Genomic DNA, 21618 nt, shown 5'->3' with positions numbered 1-21618 from the left:
CGGTCATCATCGGGGCCGTTACGCGGGGGTGATGTTGTGGTTGAAGCGGAACACGTTGTCCGGGTCGTAGGCCCGCTTCACCGCCCGCAGCCGCCGCATGTTCTCCTCGCCCAGACCCGCCACCACCCGGTCCCGCCCCTCGTCCCCGGTGAAGTTCAGATAGACCGCCCCGGTGGCCCAGGGCCGCACGTCGGCCCGCACCGCCCGCACCCACTCCCGGCACCGCTCGTCCTCCTCCGGGTCCGCCCACACCGCGAACGGGTGCACCGCCCAGGCCGCGTCCCGGTACGGCACCGGATAGTCGGCGGGGCCGTCCGCGATCGCCCCGCCCTGCGGGAAGAGGATGTGCTGGGTGCCGGTCGGCACCGGCATCGAGCCGGCCCGGGCGCAGAACGCGTCCACCAGCCCGTCCGGAGCGCCCGTCAGATACTCCGCGGACCAGTAGTTCCGCATCCCCGGCGGGTCGTCGATCATGCACTGGAGATCGGCGTACGGGAGCGAGCCGACCGTCTCCGCTGCGTGCGGCACGGCCAGCAGCGGCCCGACCAGCCGGCGCAGCGGCTCCTCCGGACCGGCATAGGTGACCAGCGCCGCGCACACCAGCCGGCCGACCAGCTCCGGGGGCACGAAGTCCTCCGGCGGCCCGGTCAGGTAGATCACCCCGCCGCCCACCTCCCTCGGGCCCGTCCCGATCAGCTCGCGGAAGGCGCGCAGCACCCGGGGGCCGTGCTCGGGCAGGTACAGCAGGAAGGCCAGGGACATCACCGGCAGGTCGTGCAGCCGCAGGGTGAGCGAGGTGACCACGCCGAAGTTGCCGCCGCCGCCGTGCAGGGCCCAGAACAGCTCCGGATGGTCCTGGGGGGTGACGGTGATCCGGGCGCCGTCGGCGGTCACCAGGTCCGCGCCGACCAGGTTGTCCACGGCCAGGCCGAACACCCGGTCCAGCCAGCCGGACCCGCCGCCCAGCACGAACCCGCCGACCCCGGTGGTGGAGACCCGGCCGCCGGTGGTGGCCAGGGCGTACGGGGCGCACGCCCGGTCCAGACGGCTCATGGTGGCGCCGCCGCCGACCCGGGCCGCCCGGGCGGCGGGCAGCACCGTGACCTCGTCCATCCGGCGCAGGTCCACGACCAGGGCGCCGTCCGCGACGGCCGAGCCGGCCACGCTGTGGCCGCCGCCGCGGACCGCGACCGGCAGGTCGAGCTCCCGGGCGAAGCGGACCGCCGTGACCACGTCGGCCTCGCTCTCGCACTGGGCGATCACGGCCGGCCGGCGGTCGATCATGGCGTTGAAGACGGTCCGGGCCTCGTCGTAGTCCGGGTCGCCGGGGGCGAGGACCGGGCCGGAGAGGTCCTCGCGGAGGGCGCGGAGCGCGGTGGCGGCCTTCCCGGAGCCGGTCATGACGACCCCCCTTTCCCGGAGGACGGTGCGGGGACCCTTCCAGGCTAGGACGCCCGGCCGCGCCCCGCCCGGCCGTCCCCCGGCCGTCCCCCGGCCTTCCCCGCCCGGTCCCCGCCGCGCTCGGGTCAGCCGCCGTAGGCCCCGCTCGCGGTCAGCCGCAGGGCGGTGTCGATCAGCGGGACGTGGCTGAAGGCCTGGGGGAAGTTGCCCACCTGCCGCTGGAGGTGCGGATCCCATTCCTCCGCGAGCAGTCCCAGGTCGTTGCGGAGCGACAGCAGCTTCTCGAAGAGCCGGCGGGCCTCGTCGACCCGGCCGATCATCGCCAGGTCGTCCGCCATCCAGAACGAGCACGCGAGGAAGGCCCCCTCGTCGCCCTCCAGGCCGTCCACGCCGGCCTCGTCGCCGGCCGTCGGGTAGCGCAGGATGAACCCGTCCGGGGTGGACAGCTCCCGCTGGATGGCCTCGATGGTCCCGATCACCCGCTTGTCGTCCGGCGGCAGGAAGCCCATCTGCGGGATCAGCAGCAGCGAGGCGTCCAGCTCCTTGGAGCCGTAGGACTGGGTGAAGGTGTTCCGCTCCTTGTCGTACCCCTTCTCGCAGACGTCCCGGTGGATCTCGTCGCGCAGCTCCCGCCAGCGCTCCAGCGGCCCGTCCGCGTCCCCGCTCTCGATCAGCTTGATCGTCCGGTCCACCGCCACCCAGGCCATCACCTTGGAGTGGACGAAGTGCCGGCGCGGGCCGCGGACCTCCCAGATGCCCTCGTCGGGCTGGTCCCAGTGGGCCTCCAGGTAGCGGATCAGCTTCAGCTGGAGCAGCGAGGCGTAGTCGCTGCGGGCCAGGCCGGTCATATGGCCCAGGTGCAGGGCCTCGGTGACCTCGCCGTAGACGTCCAGCTGGAGCTGGTGGGCGGCGCCGTTGCCGACCCGGACCGGCTGGGAGTTCTCGTAGCCGGGCAGCCAGTCGAGCTCGGTCTCGCCCAGTTCCCGCTCGCCCGCGATCCCGTACATGATCTGCAGGTTCTCGGGGTCGCCGGCCACCGCGCGGAGCAGCCACTCGCGCCAGGCGCGGGCCTCCTCCCGGTAGCCGGTGCGCAGCAGCGAGGACAGGGTGATGGCCGCGTCCCGCAGCCAGGTGTAGCGGTAGTCCCAGTTGCGGACCCCGCCGATCTCCTCGGGCAGCGAGGTGGTGGGGGCCGCGACGATCCCGCCGGTCGGCCCGTACGTCAGGGCCTTGAGGGTGATCAGGGAGCGGACCACGGCCTCCCGGTAGGGCCCGTGGTAGGTGCAGTGCTCCACCCAGTCCCGCCAGAAGTCGGTGGTGGCGGTGAGCGCCGCCTCCGCGTCCGGGGTCTCCGGCGGTTCCTTGTGGGAGGGCTGCCAGCTGATGCAGAACGCGACCCGGTCACCGGGGCCGACGGTGAAGTCGGAGTAGGTGGTCAGGTCCTTGCCGTAGGTGGGGGCGTCGGTGTCCACCCAGACCGAGTCCGGTCCGGCCACGGCCACGGTGCGGCCGTCCACCTTGTGCACCCAGGGCACCACCCGGCCGTAGCTGAACCGCATGCGCAGGGCGGACCGCATGGGGACCCGGCCGCTGACCCCCTCGACGATGCGGATCAGCTGCGGGGCGTGGTCCTCGCGGGGCGGCATGAAGTCGATCACCCGGACCGTGCCGCGAGGCGTGTCCCATTCGGATTCGAGCACGAGCGAGTCGCCGCGGTAGCGGCGGCGGTCGGCGTGCGGAGGCTCGGTGCCGGGGGAGACGGCAGGCCCGATGCGCCAGAAGCCGTGATCCTCTGTTCCCAGGATCGCGGCGAAGGCGGCATGGGAGTCGAAACGTGGCAGACACAACCAGTCCGCCGAACCGTCCCGGCAGACCAGTGCGGCGGTCTGCATGTCCCCGATCAGTGCGTAATCCTCGATGCGCCCGGACACGTTGCATCTCCAGTCGAACAGCCACGTCCGCCCCGAAGGGCGCTTGCATTGCTGGGTTCCGCCGGCGGGCTGGGGGTCGTGCCGTGTGCCGGCCTGCTCGGCGGCGATGTGAGCGTTATCCGAGCAGGATATGACGGCACCCTAGTGATCTCCTCAAGCAGGGGCGGAATACGGGTGGTCCGATCGGGTGAGCGGTTCCCGGGGCCGTCCCGGAGGGGGCCCCGAGGGGGGCCGGCGGGGGCCGCCGACGCGTGCCTCGGAGGCGGACCCTCCAGGTCGCTGATAGGCTGGTACCCCGTGGACCGGTGGTCTGCCTGTGCGAATCAGGAACCCCGAAACCGCAGCTAAACCGCAGCTTCGGCACCCCCGGAAACGGGCGCAGTCGCCGGACGCACCTCACCTAGCGACCACGGGAGCCCCCTCTTGGCGATGCCGCCCACGACCAAGCACATCTTCGTCACCGGGGGTGTCGCCTCCTCCCTCGGCAAGGGCCTGACGGCCTCCAGCCTGGGTGCCCTGCTGAAGGCGCGCGGCCTCCGGGTCACCATGCAGAAGCTCGACCCGTACCTGAACGTCGACCCCGGCACGATGAACCCGTTCCAGCACGGCGAGGTGTTCGTCACCAACGACGGTGCCGAGACCGACCTGGACATCGGCCACTACGAGCGGTTCCTCGACGTCGACCTCGACGGCTCGGCCAACGTCACCACCGGCCAGGTCTACAACACGGTCATCGCCAAGGAGCGGCGCGGCGAGTACCTCGGTGACACCGTGCAGGTCATCCCGCACATCACCAACGAGATCAAGCACCGCATCCGGCGGATGGCGACCGAGGACGTCGACGTCGTCATCACCGAGGTCGGCGGCACCGTCGGCGACATCGAGTCGCTGCCGTTCCTGGAGACGGTCCGTCAGGTCCGCCACGAGGTCGGCCGCGACAACGTCTTCGTGGTGCACATCTCGCTGCTGCCCTACATCGGCCCCTCCGGCGAGCTGAAGACCAAGCCGACCCAGCACTCGGTGGCCGCGCTGCGCAACATCGGCATCCAGCCGGACGCGATCGTGCTGCGCGCCGACCGGGAGGTCCCGACCTCCATCAAGCGCAAGATCTCGCTGATGTGCGACGTGGACGAGGCGGCCGTGGTCGCCGCCATCGACGCCAAGTCGATCTACGACATCCCCAAGGTGCTGCACACCGAGGGCCTGGACGCCTATGTGGTCCGCAAGCTCGACCTGCCGTTCCGGGACGTGGACTGGACGGTCTGGGAGGATCTGCTGGACCGGGTCCACAACCCCGACCACGAGGTCACGGTCGCGCTGGTCGGCAAGTACATCGACCTGCCGGACGCCTATCTGTCGGTGACCGAGGCGCTGCGCGCCGGCGGGTTCGCCAACAAGGCCCGCGTCAAGATCAAGTGGGTCACCTCGGACGACTGCAAGACCCCGGCGGGCGCCGCCGCCCAGCTCGGTGACGTGGACGCGGTCTGCGTCCCCGGCGGGTTCGGCGACCGCGGTGTGAACGGCAAGGTCGGCGCGATCACCTACGCCCGGGAGAACAAGCTCCCGCTGCTCGGCCTGTGCCTGGGCCTGCAGTGCGTGGTCATCGAGGCGGCCCGGAACCTGGCGGGCATCGCGGAGGCGAACTCCACCGAGTTCGACGCCTCCACCCCGCACCCGGTCATCTCGACCATGGAGGAGCAGCTGGCCTTCGTCGAGGGCGCCGGCGACCTCGGCGGCACCATGCGCCTGGGCATGTACCCGGCGAAGCTCGCGGAGGGCTCCATCGTCCGCGAGGTCTACGGCGACCAGGCGTACGTGGACGAGCGCCACCGCCACCGCTACGAGGTCAACAACGCCTACCGCGGCGAGCTGGAGAAGAAGGCGGGCATCGTCTTCTCCGGCACCTCCCCGGACAACAAGCTCGTCGAGTACGTCGAGTACCCGCGCGAGGTCCACCCCTACCTGGTGGCCACCCAGGCCCACCCGGAGCTCCGCTCCCGCCCGACCCGGCCGCACCCGCTGTTCGCGGGCCTGGTCAAGGCCGCCGTGGAGCGCCGTCAGCAGGGCTGACGCTCGGTACCGTAGGCGGCCGGGACACGGATCATCGTGTCCCGGCCGTCGCGTTTTCTCGGGAGGATCGGCCATGGGGATCAAGGACACCGCGGAGCAGTGGGAGGTCGTCTCGGCGGAGCGGCCGTTCCAGGGGAAGAAGACCGCCGTCGGCTCGGACCTGGTGCGGATGCCGGACGGGTCCACGGCCCGCCGGGACTACCAGGTGCACCCCGGATCGGTGTGCGTGCTGGCGCTGGACGCGGAGCAGCGGGTCCTGGTGCTGCGGCAGTACCGGCACCCGGTCCGGCACAGGCTGTGGGAGCTGCCGGCCGGGCTGCTGGACGTGCCGGGGGAGAACCCGCTGCACGCGGCGCAGCGGGAGCTGTACGAGGAGGCGCACGTCAAGGCCGAGGACTGGCGGGTGCTGGTGGACTTCCTGCCCTCGCCCGGCGGCTCCGACGAGGCGGTACGGGTGTTCCTGGCCCGGGAGCTGTCGGCGGCCGAGGGGGAGCGCTTCGAGGTCTCCGAGGAGGAGGCCGACATGGAGCTGGCCCGGGTGCCGCTGGCGGAGCTGGTGCGAGGCGCGCTGGCCGGGGAGCTCGGCAACGCGGGTCTGGTGACCGGGGTGCTGGCGCTGTCCGCCGCGCTGGCGGCCGGCGGCCCCGGCACGCTCCGGCCGGCCGACGCGCCGTGGCCGGCCCGGCCGTACCCGGCCTGAGAACGGATTCGACCCGTCCGGTGTGACGATCTGCTGATCCGATCAGGCGATCTGTCCGCCGCGCTCCACACGGTTCGTCGCTCTGCGTGAACTACGCTCGGGATTCCCGAGGGTTCGGGCAGGGATTCGGGCAGGGAGAGGAGCGGGCTGTGACGGATTTCGTCGGGCGGCGACGCGAGCTCAAGGAGCTCCGCGAGGACATCGCCCGGACCGGGCTCGACACCCTCTCCGGCCGCAAGGAGAAATCACCCCGGGCCCGGGTCCTGCTGATCGCCGGGCGGCCCGGCTCCGGGCGGACCGCGCTGGCCGAGGAACTGGTCCGCGAGGTCGCCGAGGAGTACCCCGACGGGGTCCTCCGGGCCCGCCTCAGCACCCCCGGGGGCACCGCGGTCGGCATCGAGCGGACCGTGCGCGACCTGCTGGAGGGCCTCGGGTGCGCCACCCCGCCCGGAGCCGGGGCCGACGAGCTCGGCGCCGCGCTCAACGCGGCCCTGGCCGGGAAGCGGGCCGTGGTCCTGCTCGACGACGCCCTCGACGCCCACCAGGTGGACCCGCTCCTCCCGGAGGTCCGGGAATGCCTGGTCGTGGTCACCGCCGAGGGCCCGCTCACCGGGATCCCCGACGTCCGCCCCTGCACCCTCGGCGGACTCGACACCCCCTCCGCGGTGGCCCTGCTCGGCAGCCGGATCGGGGACACCCGGATCACCGTGGACCCGCGGGCCGCCGAGACCCTGGCCGAGGAGTGCGGCGGCCAGCCCGCCGCCCTCACCCTGGCCGGCGGCTGGCTCGCCGCCCACCCCAAGGCCTCCGTGGTGGACCTCGCCAAACAGCTCCACGACACCCCGGCCGGCGGCGGCGGACCCCTCGCCGGGGCCTTCCGGCTGGTCTACGGCTCACTGCCGCAGCCGGCCCAGCGCACCCTGCGGCTGCTGCCGCTGGCCCCGGCCGGGATCATCGACTCGCACACCGCCTCCGCGCTGGCCGGCTGCTCGGTGGCCGCCGCCCAGTCCACCCTGGACGACTTCGCCGCCCTGGGCCTGCTGCGGCCGGCCCCCGACGGGCTGTTCCTGCTGCCCGGCTGCCTGGCCCCGCTGCTCCAGGCCCTGCTGGAGTCCAAGGAGCGGCCCGCCGAGGTGCAGCTGGCCCGGGCACGGATGCTGGAGCGGACCGTACGGCTGCTCCGGTCCTGCCGGGCCGTGGCCGAACCGGACGCCGCCGAGGAGGACGACTTCGTCCGGGAGACCCCCGGTCAGGGCGCCGGGCAGGCCGCCGCACCCGCCGCCTCCAGCGCCGCGGTGCCCCGCGCCCTCCGGTTCCCCGACCCCCGGTCCGCCTCCCGCTGGCTGGACACCCGGCTGCCCGCCCTGACCGCCTCCGCCCGGCTCGCCGTCGCCGACGGGGAGCTGGACACCCTGGCCCGCCGGCTGGTCGCCGCCCTGGTCCGGGCGCTGGCCGCGCACCGCGGCACCGACGCCGCCGCCCCCGAGCTGTACGGGCTGCACCACCTGGTGCTGGACGTGGCCGACCGGCGCGGACTGCACCGGGAGAAGGCCGCCGCCCTGCTGAACCTGGCCGATCTGGACGCCGAGACCGGGCGGACCACCGAGGCGCTGGAGCGCTACCGGGCCGCGCTGGACGCCGGACGGGAGGCCAGGGACCCCTACGCCACCGGCCGGGCGATGGAATCCGTAGGCGGGGCGCACCAGGAACTGGGGGACTGGCACCGGGCCGCCGACTGGTTCGGCCGGGCCCTGTCCCAGTCGCTGGCCCGGGGGGAGCGGGCGGACGAGGCGAGGCTGTACGGGCGGCTGGGCAACGTGCACACGCTGTCGGGCCGCTACGGGGAGGCGCTGCGCAGCTGGCGGGCGGCCGCGGCCGGCTACCGCAGGCTCACCGATGTGCCGGGCCAGGCGAAGGCGTTGAGCGAGATGGCGCGGGTCCAGGAGTACGCGGGCCGTCCCGAGGAGTCCCTGCACACCTGCCGGGAGGCGGTGGAGCTGGCCCGCCGGGCCGGGGACCTGCGGCTTCAGGCCGCGCTCCAGGTGCGGCTGGCCGACACCCTGGACCGGCTCGGGGACCCGGCGGCGGCCCGGCTGCACCGGGCGGCGGCCGACAGATTGCTGGGAGACGACCCCGCAGCCTACGAAATCCGTAGCGGTTCCGGCGAAGATTAATACTTTGCAAGGCTAGACAGGACTTCATCCTTCCTTACACTGGGTTCACCACGTCATCTCGTGGTGCATCCCGTTGCGCTCTCTTGTGAACGGGTATGTATGCCATTGCCCCGTTCAATCCACTGAGCCAAGGACGCGTGATCGACGTGAAGGTCGGTATCCCCCGCGAGGTCAAGAACAACGAGTTCCGGGTGGCCATCACCCCCGCCGGCGTGCACGAGCTCGTCCGCAACGGCCACCAGGTCTTCATCGAGCAGAACGCCGGTGTGGGTTCCTCGATCACCGATGCCGAGTACGTCTCCGCCGGCGCCGAGATCCTCGGCACCGCGGACGAGGTCTGGGCCACCGCCGACCTGCTGCTCAAGGTCAAGGAGCCGATCGCGGAGGAGTACCACCGCCTCCGCAAGGACCAGACCCTCTTCACCTACCTGCACCTCGCGGCCTCCCGCGAGTGCACGGACGCCCTGCTGGAGTCCGGCACCACCGCCATCGCCTACGAGACGGTCGAGCTCGCCAACCGCGCGCTCCCGCTGCTCGCCCCGATGTCCGAGGTCGCGGGCCGGCTGGCCCCGCAGGTCGGCGCCTACCACCTGATGCGCTCGGCCGGCGGCCGCGGCGTGCTCCCCGGCGGCGTGCCCGGCACCCACGCCGGCGAGTGCGTGGTCATCGGCGGCGGCGTCTCCGGCTGGAACGCCGCGCAGATCGCCATCGGCATGGGCTTCCACGTGACCCTGCTGGACCGCGACATCAACAAGCTCCGCGAGGCCGACAAGATCTTCGGCACGAAGATCAAGACGATCGTCTCCAACGCCTACGAGCTGGAGAAGGCCGTCCTGGAGGCCGACCTCGTCGTCGGTGCCGTGCTGATCCCGGGTGCGAAGGCCCCGAAGCTGGTCACCAACGAGCTGGTCTCCCGGATGAAGCCCGGAAGTGTCCTTGTCGACATTGCGATCGACCAGGGCGGCTGCTTCGAGGACTCCCGCGCGACCACTCACGCCGAGCCGACCTTCCAGGTCCACAACTCGGTCTTCTACTGCGTCGCCAACATGCCCGGCGCGGTGCCGAACACCTCCACCTACGCCCTGACGAACGCGACCCTGCCCTACATCGTGCAGCTCGCGAACCTCGGCTGGGTCGAGGCGCTGCGCCGTGACCCGGCGCTCGCCCTGGGCCTCAACACCCATGACGGACAGGTCGTTTACGGCCCGGTCGCCGAGGCCCACGGCCTCGACACGCTGGAGCTGCACACGCTGCTCGGCTGATCGGGAGCCGTCCCGTCAACGACTGACGTCAATCTCACGTATCCGGCCGGACCTTGCTCGCGAGGTCCGGCCGGACGCGTTCGGTGACGGCCCGGCAGGGCCGCTCAACTCGCCTCGAACGTAACCCTTTAACCGTTTCGCACACCCGCGAAACTTCCCGGCGACGGCTCTTACGCTCTTGACAGAGCGGTGTTCGGTTGCCGACACATCGTGCCGGGTCCGGCGGATTGTGTTGCTGCGGAGCGCTGACACGCCATAGAGTCCACAACCGTCGGCATGGTGCCACGCTGACCTATCGATAAGTGTCCTGGTCACGTCCAAGGAGGTAAGACGACTTGTGAATGAGTCGACATTTGCTCCCGGGGGTGGTCAAGCAGGGACGCCCGGACGGGCCCAGGGCCCGGCCGGGCTCGAAGCCGTCGGCTCCGTCGCAGTCCGCACCTTCGCAAACCACCAGCACATGACGACGCCCCCGAAGAGCATGGACGGCCTAGACGTGAACTCCATGGCCGGCGACCTGAGCGGCCGAGAGCCCACAGGTTTCGCCGACTACACCAACAACCAGGTGCCCGAAGGGCACTTCTACGACCCCGACGCCGAGTACGAGCCGGACCCCGAATACGCGGCCACGCTCGCCCCGGACGCCGCCCGGCAGCGCCGCGAGCGCATCGGCCCCACCGGCCGGCCGCTCCCGTACTTCCCGATCCCGGGGCCGCTCACCGGCCACGGCCCGGCGAAGATCATCGCGATGTGCAACCAGAAGGGCGGCGTCGGCAAGACCACGTCGACCATCAACCTGGGTGCCGCGCTCGCCGAGTACGGACGCCGGGTGCTGCTCGTCGACTTCGACCCGCAGGGAGCCCTGTCGGTCGGCCTCGGCGTCAACCCGATGGAACTCGACCTGACGGTCTACAACCTGCTCATGGAGCGGGGCATGTCGGCCGACGAGGTGCTGCTCAAGACCGCGGTCCCCAACATGGACCTGCTGCCGAGCAACATCGACCTGTCCGCCGCCGAAGTGCAGCTGGTCAGCGAGGTCGCGCGCGAGTCCACGCTCCAGCGGGCCCTGAAGCCGCTGATGCAGGACTACGACTACATCGTGATCGACTGTCAGCCCTCGCTGGGCCTGCTCACGGTCAACGCCCTGACGGCCGCTCACAAGGTCATCGTGCCGCTGGAATGCGAGTTCTTCGCGCTCCGCGGCGTGGCCCTGCTGACCGAGACCATCGAGAAGGTGCAGGAGCGGCTGAACCCGGAGCTGGAGCTCGACGGGATCCTGGCCACCATGTACGACTCCCGCACGGTGCACAGCCGCGAGGTGCTGGCGCGGGTCGTCGAGGCCTTCGACGACCACGTCTACCACACGGTCATCGGCCGCACGGTGCGCTTCCCGGAGACCACCGTCGCCGGCGAGCCCATCACCACGTACGCCTCCAACTCCGTCGGTGCCGCCGCCTACCGCCAGCTGGCCAGGGAGGTGCTCGCCCGGTGTCACGCCGAGTGAGTCTGCCCGGAGCCGACGAACTGTTCCGTACGACCGGTGGGACCGCGCTCCAGTCCTCCTCGCCGCGCAGGGGCGTGGAGGAGCCCGCCCCGGGCCCCGCGGGCGGGACCGCCGAGCAGCCCGAGCCCGCCGCGGCCGGGACGGGCCCGGCGGAGCCGGTGGTGGGCGGGCCGCGCCGACCGCAGGAAGGTTCCGGCCCCACGGGGTCGGGCACCGGGTCGGCGCCCCGGCGCAAGGGGCGGGGCGCCAACCGGCGCCCCAGCGGGCGCGAGCGGCACGACGAGAAGATCACGGTCTACGTCTCCGCCGAGGAGCTGATGGACCTGGAGCACGCGCGGCTTGTGCTGCGCGGGGAGCACGGCCTCGCGGTGGACCGCGGCCGGATCGTGCGCGAGGCGGTGGCGGTGGTCCTCGCCGATCTGGAATCCCGCGGCGACGCCAGCATCCTGGTCCGCCGCCTCCGCGGCCGCTGACCCGGCCGCGGCCGCGCCACCGGCACAACGGGCCCGGGTGGGGCCCGGCGCCCCCGAACCGGCCCGCGTCCCGCGCCCGGCTCGGTGGCTCCCGAGACCGGCCCGGTGCCCTCGGACCCGGGCCTCGGTGCCGTGTTCGACCCGGTGCCCCCGGACCGGCCGGCGCCCCGATACCGGCCCGCGCGCCGTGGCCCGCGGTCGCCCGGCGGCGCCGGCGCCGCCGGGACGTCCCGTTCCGGGAGTGGCGCACTCCGGGGGCACCCGTGTGGGGCCGGGGGCGGGGCGGGGCCGGCCGGTAGGCTGGCCGGTCCGACGTACGGCCTCCGGGCCGGTGCTCCACCCGCTCCCGCACCCTGGACCGTGATGCCCCCGAACGACCCCGCCGGCCCCTCCGCCCGGCGCCGCCTGGGCCGAGGCCCGGGCGCGGCCGCCGGACGTCCGGAGCCGACGGAGCCGCCGTCCCCGCCCCCGGCCCCCGCACCGCCCCCCGGGCCCGACCCGGCACCGGAAGCGGTTCCGGCCGCGGTCACGGTCCCCGAACCCGACCCCGAGGCCGCCACCGAGTCCCCGCAGGCCCCGCAGGCCCCCGGCCCGGCCGAGGCGGAGCCGGGCAGCGGCCGGTTCACCCTGCGGCTGGCGAACTTCGAGGGCCCCTTCGACCTGCTGCTCCAGCTGATCTCCCGGCACAAGCTGGACGTCACCGAGGTGGCCCTCTCCCAGGTCACCGACGAGTTCATGGCGCACATCCGTGCGATGGGCCCGGACGGGGACCTCGACCAGACCACCGAGTTCCTGGTGGTCGCGGCCACCCTGCTCGACCTCAAGGCGGCCCGGCTGCTGCCCGCCGCCGAGGTCGAGGACGAGGCCGACCTCGCCCTCCTCGAAGCCCGGGACCTGCTCTTCGCCCGGCTGCTCCAGTACCGCGCGTACAAACGCATCGCCGCGATCTTCGAGGAGCGGGCCGAGGCCGAGGCCCGGCGCTACCCGCGCACCGTGGGCCTGGAGCCGCACCACGCCGAACTGCTGCCCGACGTGGTCCTCGGCATCGGCGCCGAGGGCTTCGCCCGGCTCGCCGCCCGCGCCATGCAGCCCCGGGCCGCGCCCGAGGTGTACGTGGACCACATCCACGCCCCGCTGGTCAGCGTCCGGGAGCAGGCCGAGGTGCTCGTACGGATCCTCCGGGAGCGCGGCGAGGCCACCTTCGCCGAGCTCACCGAGGACGCCCCGGACACCCTGACCGTGGTCGCGCGGTTCCTGGCCCTGCTGGAGCTCTACCGGGAGAAGGCCGTGGCCCTGGAGCAGGAGGAGGCCCTGCGGGCGCTCACGGTGCGCTGGAGCGGCCTGGACGGGGCAGCGGCGGCGGCCGCGGTCACCGGCGAGTTCGATGTGTTCGATGTGGAGGCGGCGGAATGACCCCGGACGCGCTGGAGCTGAAGCCGGCCCTGGAGGCCGTCCTGATGGTGGTGGACGAACCCGCCACCGAGGCGCACCTGGCCAAGGTGCTGGGCCGGACCCCCCGGGAGGTCGCCGGCGCCCTCCGGGAGCTCGCCGACGAATACCGGATCCAGCGCCGCGGCTTCGAGCTGCGGCCGGTCGCCGGCGGCTGGCGCTACTACACCCGGCCCGAGTACGCGGCGGCCGTCGAGGCCTTCGTCCTGGACGGCCAGCAGGCCCGGATCACCCAGGCGGCACTGGAGACCCTGGCGGTGGTCGCCTACCGGCAGCCGGTCAGCCGCAGCAGGGTCTCCGCGGTGCGCGGGGTGAACTGCGACGGGGTCATGCGGACCCTCCTCCAGAGGGGTCTGGTGGCCGAGGCGGGGACGGAACCCGAAACAGGTGCGATCCTGTACAGGACGACGAACTACTTTCTGGAGCGGATGGGCCTGCGAGGCCTGGACGAGCTCCCGGAGCTCGCGCCCTTCCTCCCCGAGGCGGACGCGATCGAAGCCGAGACGCAAGAAGGTGTGCCGTCGTTCGATCCGGACGCACCCGATGCCCCGGACACGTACGCAGACGACGACAAGACGACGGAACTTTGATGCGAAGCAGCGGCAACGGCAACGGCGGCGGCAACAGGAACAGCGGCGGCGGCGGTGGCGGTCGCGGGAACTCCCGCGGCGGCTCCTCCTCCGGCGGGGGCGGCTACCGCGGCGGCTCCGGCGGCGGCAGCGGCTCCGGCGGCTCCCGCGGCGGCTACCAGGGCGGCGGCTCCGGCGGTTCGCGCGGCGGCTCCTCCTCCGGCGGCTACCAGGGCGGCGGCTCCCGTGGCGGCTCCTCCTCCGGCGGCGGCTCCCGCGGTGGCTACCAGGGCGGCGGCTACCAGGGCGGCGGCTCCGGCGGCTACCAGGGCGACCGGGACCGCGACCGCGACCGGCCGGAGCCCCGGATCCGCAACCCCCGCCCCGAGGAGCGGCGCTACGACGTGGGTCCCGAGGGCGAGCGCAACGGCCGCGCCGGTGCCAAGGCCGGCGGCGGCGGTGCCCGCGGCGCGGCCGACGGCGGCCGCGGCGGCTCCGGAGCCCGCGGCGCTGCGGCGCGCGGCGGCGCCAAGGGCGGCCCCAAGACCTCCCGCACCCCCGGCATCGGCGGGGCCGGCGGCCCGCGCCGCGGCCCCGGCAGCCGCAGCGGCCAGTCCCGCCCCCGCGAGCTGGACGCGCGGATCGAGGAGCGGGTGCGCGAGCGCTACACCGACCGCCCGGAGATCAAGACCCCCAAGACCTTCCCGGGTGCCGAGCAGGAGGGCGAGCGGCTGCAGAAGGTGCTCGCCCGGGCCGGCATGGGCTCCCGCCGCGCCTGTGAGGAGCTCATCGAGCAGGCCCGTGTCGAGGTCAACGGCCAGGTCGTGCTGGAGCAGGGCAAGCGGGTCGCGCCCAGCGACGAGATCAAGGTCGACGGTCTGACCGTCGCCACCCAGTCCTTCCTGTTCTTCGCACTGAACAAGCCGGCCGGTGTGGTCTCCACCATGGAGGACCCGGACGGCCGCCAGTGCCTCGGCGACTACGTCACCAACCGGGAGACCCGTCTCTTCCACGTGGGCCGGCTGGACACCGAGACCGAGGGCATCATCCTGCTCACCAACCACGGTGAGCTGGCCCACCGCCTCACCCACCCGAAGTACGGCGTGCAGAAGACCTATGTGGCCGCGATCACCGGCTCGCTCCCGCGGGACATCGGCAAGCGCCTCAAGGACGGCATCGAGCTGGAGGACGGCTACGCTCGCGCCGACAACTTCCGGGTGGTCGACCAGGTCGGCAAGAACTACCTGGTCGAGGTGACCCTGCACGAGGGCCGCAAGCACATCGTGCGCCGGATGCTGGCCGAGGCGGGCTTCCCCGTCGACAAGCTGGTCCGGACCGCCTTCGGTCCGATCGAGCTGGGCGACCAGAAGTCCGGCTGGCTGCGCCGGCTGACCAACACCGAGGTCGGCATGCTGATGCGCGAGGTCGGCCTGTAGGACCCGCCGCCGCACGGCGAGGACCGCCGTCACGCGGAGCCGAAGCCCGTGGTGCCCCGTCGGGGGCGCCACGGGCTTTTCGCTTGTCCCGGACCCGCTCCCCTGTTTATAGTCATCGTGACTATAAAAGGAGGGGGTCGTCGTGCACTGGACCCTGAGCTGGACCGAGGTGCTCGGCTTCGCCACCGGAGCCGTCTGCGTGGCGCTGGTCGCCCGGCAGCACATCGCCAACTGGCCCGTCGGCATCGCCAACAACATCTTCTTCATCGTGCTGTTCGCCCAGGCCGGGCTCTACGCCGACGCCGGACTCCAGATCGTCTTCATCGCCCTGGCCGGCTACGGCTGGTGGTCCTGGACCCACGGCGGGGGACCGGGCACCGCCACCGCCCTGCCGGTGCGCCGCACCACCCGTACCGAATGGGCCTGGCTGGGCGCGGCGACGGCGCTGGGAGTGGCCGCGCTGACCCTGCTCCTGGACCGGGCCACCGACTCCACCGTCCCCTTCTGGGACGCGGCCACCACCGGGCTCTCGCTCGCCGCCACCTACGGGCAGTGCCGCAAGCTCGTCGAGTCCTGGTGGCTGTGGATCGCCGCCGACCTCGTCTACATCCCCCTGTACGCCTACAAGGGGCTCTACCTCACCTCCGTCCTCTACGCCGGCTTCCTCGCCCTCTGCGTCGCCGGACTGCTCGGCTGGCGGCGGAGCCTGCCGGCCCGCGACGGCGGCGCCCGCACGACCCTGGGAGCGACCGCGTGAACCGCCACGGCCACGGGCTGGTGCTCGGCAAGTTCTATCCGCCGCACGCCGGCCACCACCATCTGGTCCGCACCGCCGAGGCCCGGTGCGACCGGCTCACCGTGCTGGTCTGCGCCTCCTCGGTGGAGTCCGTCCCGCTCGCCGACCGGGTCGCCTGGATGCGCGAGGCCCACCCCGCCGCCCGTGTGGTCGGCGCGATCGACGACATCCCCGTGGACCTGCACGACCCGGCCGTCTGGGACGCCCACATGGCGATCTTCCGCGCGGCCGTCCCGGAGCGGGTGGACGCCGTCTTCACCTCCGAGGAGTACGGCACCGAGCTCGCCCGCCGGTTCGGCGCCGAGGAGGTCCTCGTGGACCCCGGACGCACCCGCCACCCGGTCTCCGGGACCGCCGTCCGCGCCGACCCCACCGGCCACTGGGAGTTCCTCGGACCGGCCGTCCGGGCCGCCCTGACCCGGCGGGTGGTGGTGCTCGGCGCCGAGTCCACCGGCACCACCACCCTCTCCCGCGCCCTGGCCGCCCACTACCGGCGGCGCGGCGGGGTGTGGGCGGGCACCGGCTGGGTCGCCGAGTACGGGCGCCGGTACAGCGAGGAGAAGCTCGCCGCGCTGCGGGCCGCCGACCCGGCCGCCGACTGGGCCGACGCCGAGTTCACCTCCGAGGAGTTCCCGCTGATCGCCCGCCGGCAGGACGCCGAGGAGGAACGGGCCGCCCGCCTGGGCTCGCCCGTACTGGTCTGCGACACCGACTCCTTCGCCACCGGCGTCTGGCACGAGCGCTACCTCGGCCGCCGCAGCCCGGAGGTGGAGGCGATCGCCGCCCTGCGGCCCCGCGACCTCTACCTGCTCACCGACCACGAGGGGGTGCCCTTCGAGGACGACGGACTGCGCGAGGGCCCGGAGCTCCGGCCCTGGATGACCGGCCGCTTCCGCGCCGGACTCACCCGGACCGGCCGCCGCTTCCTGACCGTGCGCGGCACCCCGGAGGAACGGCTGGCCGCCGCCGTCGGCGCGGTGGACGCCCTGCTCGCCGAAGGCCCCCGGTTCGCCGACCCGCTGCCGGAACGCCGGTGAGCGCCGGCACCGGGTACGACCCGGCCGCCTTCGAGCCGTTCGCCGTCACCGTCGACCTGGCCGTGTTCACCGTCCGCGCGGGCGCCCTGCACGTGCTGCTGATCCGGCGCGGCCAGGAACCGTACGCCGGACAGTGGGCCCTGCCCGGCGGGTTCCTGCTGCCCCGGGAGTCCGCCGAGACCGCCGCCCGCCGGGAACTCGCCGAGGAGACCGGACTCCCCGACCCGGTGGTGGCCGGACTCCACCTGGAACAGCTGCGCACCTACAGCGAACCGGACCGGGACCCGAGGATGCGGGTGGTGTCGGTGGCCTTCACCGCACTGGTGCCCGACATGCCCGAGCCCGCCGCGGAGGGCGGCGGGGACGCCGCCCAGGCCCGCTGGACGGCGGTGGACGGGACCGGCCCGCTGGCCTTCGACCACGCCACGATGCTGGCCGACGCCCGGGAACGGATCGGCGCCAGACTCGAATACAGCTGCCTGGCCACCGCCTTCTGCCCGCCCGAGTTCACCCTCGGCGAGCTCCAGGCCGTCTACGAGACCGTCTGGGCCACCCCGCTGGACCGGCCCAACTTCCGCCGCAAGGTCCTCGCCACCCCCGGCTTCGTCGAACCCGTCCCCGGGGCCGCCCGGCTCACCGGCGGCCGGGGCAAACCCGCCGCCCTCTACCGGGCCGGACCGGCCACCGCGCTCCACCCGCCGCTGCTCCGCCCCGCCCCGCAACCGCACACGGACCCGAAGCCGCAGCCGAATCCGCACCCGCACCCGAACCCGCCGGAAGGACAACCGCGATGACCAGCACCCCGGCCAAGCGCCCCGCGACCGGAGCCCTGATCGGGCTGGCCCTCGGCGACGCCCTGGGCTTCCCCACCGAGTTCAACGACGTGCCCGCCATCCTCGCCAAGCTCGGACCCTGGCGGGAGATGCCGCTGCCGCGCCCCGCGATCGTCACCGACGACACCCAGATGACCCTGGCCCTGGCCCGGGGCATCCGCACGGCCGGCGAACGCGGCCGGATCGCCCCGCTGCGGCTGGCCCGCCCGGTCCGCGAGGAGTTCGTCGACTGGTACCACTCCCCGGAGAACAACCGGGCCCCCGGCCGGACCTGTCTGGAGGCCTGCTCCCTGCTGGACGACCCCGAGCGGGACTGGCGGGACGCCAGCCGGATCGGCTCCAAGGGCTGCGGCGCCAACATGCGGGTGGTGCCGGTCGGCCTGGTGCCCGGCTGGACCGAGGACGAGCGGGCCGGTGCCGCCCAGCTCCAGTCCGCGCTGACGCACGGTCACCCCACCGCGCTGGCCGCCTCCGACCTCACCGCGCACGCCGTCCGCCTGCTGGCCGACGGGGTGGAGGTCACCGGCCTGGTCGGCCGGCTCCGCTCCTACGCCCTGCACCAGCGCACCCGGTACCACCAGGCCTGGCTCGGCGACCTGTGGCGGCGCACCGCCTCCGACCCCTCCCCGGAGTCCTTCATCGCCCGCGGCTGGGACGACTGCCTGGGCGCCCTGGACCGGCTGGCCGCCGCCCTGCGCGAACCGGCCCCCGAACTGGACCCCTGCCTGGCCACCGGGGCCGGCTGGATCGCCGAGGAGGCCCTGGCCACCGCCCTGCACTGCTTCCTGCTCTTCCCCGAGGAGCCGCTCCTCGCCCTGCGCCGGGCCGCCTGCACCTCCGGGGACTCCGACTCCATCGCCTGCCTGACCGGCGCCTTCGCCGGCGCCCACCTGGGCCCCGACATCTGGCCCCGCGACTGGGAGGGCCGCATCGAACACCGCGAGGAACTCCTCGCCTTCGGCCGCCTCTGGGACGCGTGAGGACCCAGGCCGTCTAGGCGAGGGCGGCCGAGGCGGCGCGGGTGCGGTGGAGGAAGTCCTCGACGCGGGCCCGGTCCGGGTCCGGGGGGAGGGGGCTGGACGGGAGGGCCGCGTCGGTCTCGGCGACCAGGGCGGCCATCCAGCGCTCCACCTCCGCCCAGCCCAGCTCGCCCCGGCGGACCGCCAGCAGGCGGTCGCGGTGCCCACCCGCGTCCACCGTCAGCCGGCCGGTGCGCAGCAGGTCCCGGCAGGAGATCAGCAGCCGCAGCAGGTGCATGGCGTGCTTCCAGCGCGGGGCGCCGTGCACCCGTACGTCGGCGAGGAGCTTCCCGTGCTGGGAGGCCGCGTACCGGCTGAAGGAGGTGTGCGCCCGGCGGGACAGGAACGCGCCGCGCAGCGAGAGGAGTTCCTCGCCCACCGGGGTCAGCCGCTCCACCAGCGGGGAGTGCAGGCACTCCAGGATGTTGGGGTTGGCCCGCAGGGCCAGCTCGCAGAAGCGTTCCAGCTCCCAGGAGAACTGCTCCGGCAGCGGCCCCTCCACATGCGTGGGGGGCTTGTCGAACCGCCAGAACAGCGGGGTGGGCGCCAGGTACACCCCGCGCCGGTCGGTGTCACTGGTGCCGGTGGCCAGCCCGAAGGCCCGCGAGCCCATCACGCAGGCGTACACGGTGTGGTCGCGGACCAGGCTCTGTTCGTCCATCGGGGGAGCGTAGGCGGCGCCCGCCGACGGCCGCGAACGGGTTTCCGCTCACCCCATCGGCCGCCAGCGCACCAGTTCCGCCGGACTCCCCGGGGCGCGGAGCACCTCCCAGACCCCGGCGACGGCCGTCCGGTCCAGCGGGCCGTGCACATGCGGGTAGGGGTCCCCCGACCCGCCCTCACGGCGGACCTCCGGGGTCAGGGCCGCCTCGTCGAGCTCCACGGCGAGCAGGGTGCCCGGGGTGTCCCGGTAGTGGGTCTCGGCGATGGCGAGAACGGTCGGGCGGTCCGCCGAACAGTGCACGAACCCCTCGGAGTCCAGCGAGGACGGGGCGTACGGGCGGTCGGGCGCGGTGGACCAGTCGGCGAGCGGAACCAGATGGAAGATCATGCCTCGGTTGTAGCGCACTCCGCCCGAGTGGCGGCACCGCCTGGTTCGGGAGAGATTGACGGTGTCGCGAAGCCGGGCGGTACCCCCCTCGTCCCGCCCGGTCCCTCTTCGAAAGGCACGACCATGGCGGGAAATGACCTCGGCGCGCTGCTCGGCAGCCTCCTGGGCGGCGGCAAGGGCGGTTCGGGCGGCGGCGGCGACATCCTCGGCGCGCTGCTCGGCTCCCTGATGGGCGGAGCCCAGGGCGGCGGTGCCCAGGCCGGCGGAGCCCAGGCGGCCGGCGGTTCCAACCCGCTCGGCGGGCTGCTGGACATGCTGACCAAATCCGGACTGGTCGACCAGGCCCAGTCCTGGATCGGCACCGGCGAGAACCAGCCGGTCAGCGGCGCCCAGATCAAGGAGGCGCTGCCCGACGACACCCTCCAGAAGGTCGCCGAGCAGACCGGTGTCAGCCCCGACAAGGCCGCCGACCAGATCGCCCAGGCGCTCCCGCAGGCCGTGGACAAGCTGACCCCCCAGGGACAGCTGCCCGGCGGTTCCCTGGAGGACATCATCAAGGCCCAGAACCTCTGAGCCCACCCGACCGCCGGTGCCGACGGAGCCACCGGCCACCCGAGGACCCGGAGCCCGTCCCGAGGGGCGGACTCCGGGTCCTCCGCGGCGTCACGGGTGACTACCCTGAGTGGTCCCAGGACCAACGCCGTGCCGCCCCGAGGAGTACCCAGAGTGAGAACCGCCGTCGTCATCGGAACCGGACTGATCGGCACCTCCGCGGCACTCGCCCTGGCCGGCCGGGGGATCACCGTCCACCTGGAGGACCACGACCCGGTCCAGGCCCGCACCGCTGCCGCGCTCGGCGCCGGCACCGACCAGCCGCCCGCGGACAGGGTCGACCTCGCCGTCATCGCCGTGCCCCCGGCCCATGTGGCCGCCACCCTGACCGACGCCATGGCCCGCGGCCTGGCCCGCGCCTACGTGGACGTGGCCAGCGTCAAGGGCGGCCCCCGCCGCGAGCTGGAGGCCGCCGGCGTCGACGTCTCCGACTACATCGGCACCCACCCGATGGCCGGCAAGGAGCGCTCCGGCCCGCTCGCCGCCACCGCCGACCTCTTCGAGGGCCGCCCCTGGGTCCTCACCCCGGCCCGCAACACCGCCCACGAGGTCCTCAACCTCGCCCTGGAACTGGTCGCCCTGTGCCGGGCCGTGCCCGTGGTGATGGACGCCGACGCCCACGACCGGGCCGTCGCCCTGGTCTCGCACACCCCCCAGCTGGTCTCCTCGATGGTCGCCGCCCGCCTGGAGGAGGCCGACGAGACCGCCGTCCGGCTCTGCGGGCAGGGCATCCGGGACGTCACCCGGATCGCCGCCTCCGACCCCCGGATGTGGGTGGAGATCCTCTCCGCCAACCCCGGGCCGGTCGCCGACGTCCTCGCCGGGATCGCCGCCGACCTGGACGAGACCGTCCGGGCCCTGCGCGGACTCCAGTCCGCCGACGAGGCCAAGCGGCTGGACGGGGCCGCCGGCATCGAGGACGTGCTGCGCCGCGGCAACGCCGGCCGCGAACGGGTCCCCGGCAAGCACGGCGCCGCCCCCGCCGCCTACGAGACCGTCGCCGTGTTCATCAGCGACCAGCCGGGTGAGCTGGCCCGGATCTTCGCCGACGCCGGCCGCGCCGGGGTCAACGTGGAGGACGTCCGGATCGAGCACGCCACCGGCCAGCAGGCCGGTCTGGTGCAGCTGATGGTGGAGCCCCGGGCGGTCCCCGCACTCACCGCGGAGCTCCGCGAACGCGGCTGGTCACTGCGCCAGCAGTAGCGGCCGCCCACAGCGCGGAGCCGACCACCGCCGCCGCCCGGTAACCTTGGGGAGGGGCGCATTTGGCGCGCCCGCACGACGCCCCGAAAAACCGAGCC

The 21618-nt window shown here is 73.7% G+C and carries 19 protein-coding genes; 15 read left to right on the top strand and 4 right to left on the bottom strand.

Annotation, left to right across the window (positions count from 1 at the left end; genetic code table 11):
• Positions 1-18: 18 nt before the first annotated feature.
• Together ACZ50K_RS23005 and ACZ50K_RS23000 are read right to left on the bottom strand one after the other, a co-directional pair.
• Positions 19-1401, bottom strand: coding sequence for an FAD-binding protein (locus tag ACZ50K_RS23005; RefSeq protein WP_468905971.1), 1383 nt, complete (start codon positions 1399-1401; stop codon positions 19-21).
• Positions 1402-1526: 125 nt separating this feature from the next.
• On the bottom strand, positions 1527-3332 hold the full coding sequence (locus ACZ50K_RS23000) for a glycoside hydrolase family 15 protein (protein WP_468905968.1): 1806 nt from the start codon (positions 3330-3332) through the stop codon (positions 1527-1529).
• Positions 3333-3761: 429 nt separating this feature from the next.
• Here ACZ50K_RS23000 and ACZ50K_RS22995 point away from each other — a divergent pair, with 429 nt between their 5' ends.
• The 13 genes from ACZ50K_RS22995 (at position 3762) to ACZ50K_RS22935 (ending at position 18615) form a co-directional block, all read left to right on the top strand.
• A complete protein-coding gene (locus ACZ50K_RS22995; RefSeq protein ID WP_468905965.1) occupies positions 3762-5402 on the top strand; it encodes a CTP synthase in 1641 nt (546 codons plus the stop codon).
• A 73-nt stretch (positions 5403-5475) separates the two neighbouring features.
• Positions 5476-6102, top strand: coding sequence for an NUDIX domain-containing protein (locus ACZ50K_RS22990; RefSeq protein ID WP_468905964.1), 627 nt, complete (start codon positions 5476-5478; stop codon positions 6100-6102).
• Positions 6103-6251: 149 nt separating this feature from the next.
• Complete coding sequence (locus tag ACZ50K_RS22985) at positions 6252-8276, top strand: tetratricopeptide repeat protein (protein ID WP_468905962.1); 2025 nt, start codon at positions 6252-6254, stop codon at positions 8274-8276.
• Positions 8277-8422: 146 nt separating this feature from the next.
• Complete coding sequence (gene ald, locus ACZ50K_RS22980; RefSeq protein ID WP_468906033.1) at positions 8423-9538, top strand: alanine dehydrogenase; 1116 nt, start codon at positions 8423-8425, stop codon at positions 9536-9538.
• Positions 9539-9875: 337 nt separating this feature from the next.
• On the top strand, positions 9876-11042 hold the full coding sequence (locus ACZ50K_RS22975; protein WP_468905959.1) for a ParA family protein: 1167 nt from the start codon (positions 9876-9878) through the stop codon (positions 11040-11042).
• Positions 11027-11515: a hypothetical protein gene (locus tag ACZ50K_RS22970; RefSeq protein ID WP_468905957.1), complete on the top strand. Its 489-nt coding sequence runs from the start codon at positions 11027-11029 to the stop codon at positions 11513-11515. Before ACZ50K_RS22975 ends, ACZ50K_RS22970 begins: the two co-directional genes overlap by 16 nt.
• A 363-nt stretch (positions 11516-11878) precedes the next feature.
• Positions 11879-12928, top strand: a complete 1050-nt coding sequence (locus ACZ50K_RS22965; protein WP_468905954.1) for a segregation and condensation protein A — start codon at positions 11879-11881, stop codon at positions 12926-12928.
• Positions 12925-13554 carry an SMC-Scp complex subunit ScpB gene (gene scpB, locus ACZ50K_RS22960; protein ID WP_468905952.1) on the top strand — a complete coding sequence of 210 codons (630 nt, stop codon included), beginning with the start codon at positions 12925-12927 and terminating at the stop codon, positions 13552-13554. Before ACZ50K_RS22965 ends, scpB begins: the two co-directional genes overlap by 4 nt.
• Positions 13554-14969 (top strand): pseudouridine synthase, encoded by a 1416-nt coding sequence (locus ACZ50K_RS22955; RefSeq protein WP_468905949.1) that lies wholly within the window; start codon positions 13554-13556, stop codon positions 14967-14969. Before scpB ends, ACZ50K_RS22955 begins: the two co-directional genes overlap by 1 nt.
• A 142-nt stretch (positions 14970-15111) precedes the next feature.
• A complete protein-coding gene (pnuC, locus tag ACZ50K_RS22950) occupies positions 15112-15726 on the top strand; it encodes a nicotinamide riboside transporter PnuC (protein ID WP_468905947.1) in 615 nt (204 codons plus the stop codon).
• Positions 15723-16802 carry an AAA family ATPase gene (locus ACZ50K_RS22945; RefSeq protein WP_468905945.1) on the top strand — a complete coding sequence of 360 codons (1080 nt, stop codon included), beginning with the start codon at positions 15723-15725 and terminating at the stop codon, positions 16800-16802. Before pnuC ends, ACZ50K_RS22945 begins: the two co-directional genes overlap by 4 nt.
• A complete protein-coding gene (locus ACZ50K_RS22940) occupies positions 16799-17596 on the top strand; it encodes an NUDIX hydrolase (protein WP_468905943.1) in 798 nt (265 codons plus the stop codon). The genes ACZ50K_RS22945 and ACZ50K_RS22940 overlap by 4 nt, the downstream gene beginning before the upstream one ends.
• A complete protein-coding gene (locus ACZ50K_RS22935; protein ID WP_468905940.1) occupies positions 17593-18615 on the top strand; it encodes an ADP-ribosylglycohydrolase family protein in 1023 nt (340 codons plus the stop codon). Before ACZ50K_RS22940 ends, ACZ50K_RS22935 begins: the two co-directional genes overlap by 4 nt.
• A gap of 13 nt (positions 18616-18628) precedes the next feature.
• Here ACZ50K_RS22935 and ACZ50K_RS22930 read toward each other — a convergent pair whose 3' ends face one another.
• Positions 18629-19315 (bottom strand): nucleotidyltransferase domain-containing protein, encoded by a 687-nt coding sequence (locus tag ACZ50K_RS22930; protein ID WP_468905938.1) that lies wholly within the window; start codon positions 19313-19315, stop codon positions 18629-18631.
• A gap of 48 nt (positions 19316-19363) precedes the next feature.
• On the bottom strand, positions 19364-19705 hold the full coding sequence (locus ACZ50K_RS22925) for a DUF952 domain-containing protein (RefSeq protein ID WP_468905936.1): 342 nt from the start codon (positions 19703-19705) through the stop codon (positions 19364-19366).
• A gap of 123 nt (positions 19706-19828) precedes the next feature.
• On the opposite strand from ACZ50K_RS22925, the gene ACZ50K_RS22920 reads away from it, so the two are divergent.
• Both ACZ50K_RS22920 and ACZ50K_RS22915 read left to right on the top strand, forming a co-directional pair.
• Positions 19829-20278 carry a YidB family protein gene (locus ACZ50K_RS22920; protein WP_468905935.1) on the top strand — a complete coding sequence of 150 codons (450 nt, stop codon included), beginning with the start codon at positions 19829-19831 and terminating at the stop codon, positions 20276-20278.
• A gap of 153 nt (positions 20279-20431) precedes the next feature.
• Positions 20432-21520: a prephenate dehydrogenase gene (locus ACZ50K_RS22915; RefSeq protein ID WP_468905932.1), complete on the top strand. Its 1089-nt coding sequence runs from the start codon at positions 20432-20434 to the stop codon at positions 21518-21520.
• Positions 21521-21618 lie beyond the last annotated feature (98 nt).

The organism is Streptomyces sp. NPDC033845 (assembly GCF_055576225.1).
The sequence above is the reverse complement of the archived record's forward strand: the minus strand, read 5'-3'. Positions and strand labels throughout refer to the sequence as shown.